Here is a 1,149-nt window from a genome sequence, read left to right as displayed (position 1 = left end):
AGGCTGGACGCCACCCACGACGTGGGCGTCCGGGCCGCTCGATCACCCGATCGATGACCCCCGAACACGGCCCGGACGCCCATCATGAGACAGGAGAGACCGTTGCTGACCAAGAGCAGCCGCACGCGGGGCCCCAGCGCCCTGTCGCCCGTGCTTCGCGCCCTCGGCGCGACCGTACTGGCCGCCATGGTCACCTTGGTCGGCCTGGTCGCCTTCGCCACCCCCTCCGGCGCCGATGTCACCTGGTCGGTCGTACCCGCCAATGCCGACGGCCCCGACGGCCGCCGCGTCATCGACATCGAACTCGCCGGCGGGCAGCAGACGACCGAGCACATCGCCGTCATCAACCGCTCCACCCAGCCGGTCGACTTCGCCATCGACGCCAACGACGGCTACCTGACCTCCAAGGGCTACTTCGACATGCGCCCCTCCGACGCCAAACCCGTCGACGGCGGCGCCTGGATCGAGATCCCCGACAAGGTGAACATCGCCGCCGGAGCCACCGCCGTGGTCCCCGTGAAGGTCTCCATCCCCCAAAACGCCACCCCCGGCGACCACCCCGCGGGCGTCACCGCCTCCGTGGACACCGTCTCCGGCCAGGTACGGGTCCAAAACCGCGTCGGCGTCCGCCTCAACATCCGCGTCAGCGGCGCCTACGTGGCCAAAGTCGCCGTCAAGGACGTCAAAGCCCACTACACCTGGTCATGGAACCCCTTCACCCCGGGATCGGTCGAGGTGAGCTACACCGTCGCCAACGCCGGCAACGTCCGCCTGGCCCCCGACTCCCGGATCCTGACCTCCACCCTGGTCGGCGAAACCGGCTGGACCGACACCTCCGACGCCAAAGCCAGAGAGATCATGCCCGGCGGCAGCCGGACCTTCACCGCACGCGTGACCGGCGCCTGGCCGATGGGCGTGATCAACACGACCGTGATGGCCATCCCCGCCCCCGCCGGACAGCCACTGCCCGGCGTCACCGCCGAACGAGTCGCCATCGACACCTCCGTGTGGGCGCTGCCCTGGCCGCAACTGGCCGTCCTGGCCCTGCTCGTCCTGCTCATCGTCGCCCTCCGGATCACCAGCGTCCGGCGCCGCAAGCGCATCGAGAAGCTGATCCTCAACAGCCACGGCAGACCCCTCGGAGCGTGA

General features: G+C 69.9%; 1 protein-coding gene. It reads left to right on the top strand.

Annotated features, from left to right (window positions below; all coding sequences use genetic code 11):
- Positions 1-84 precede the first annotated feature (84 nt).
- Positions 85-1,149, top strand: a complete 1,065-nt coding sequence (locus AAH991_RS40050) for a COG1470 family protein (protein ID WP_346231179.1) — start codon at positions 85-87, stop codon at positions 1,147-1,149.

This window comes from Microbispora sp. ZYX-F-249, assembly GCF_039649665.1.
Classification (GTDB): Bacteria; Actinomycetota; Actinomycetes; order Streptosporangiales; family Streptosporangiaceae; genus Microbispora; species Microbispora maris.
This window is presented reverse-complemented; position numbering and strand designations above follow the sequence as displayed.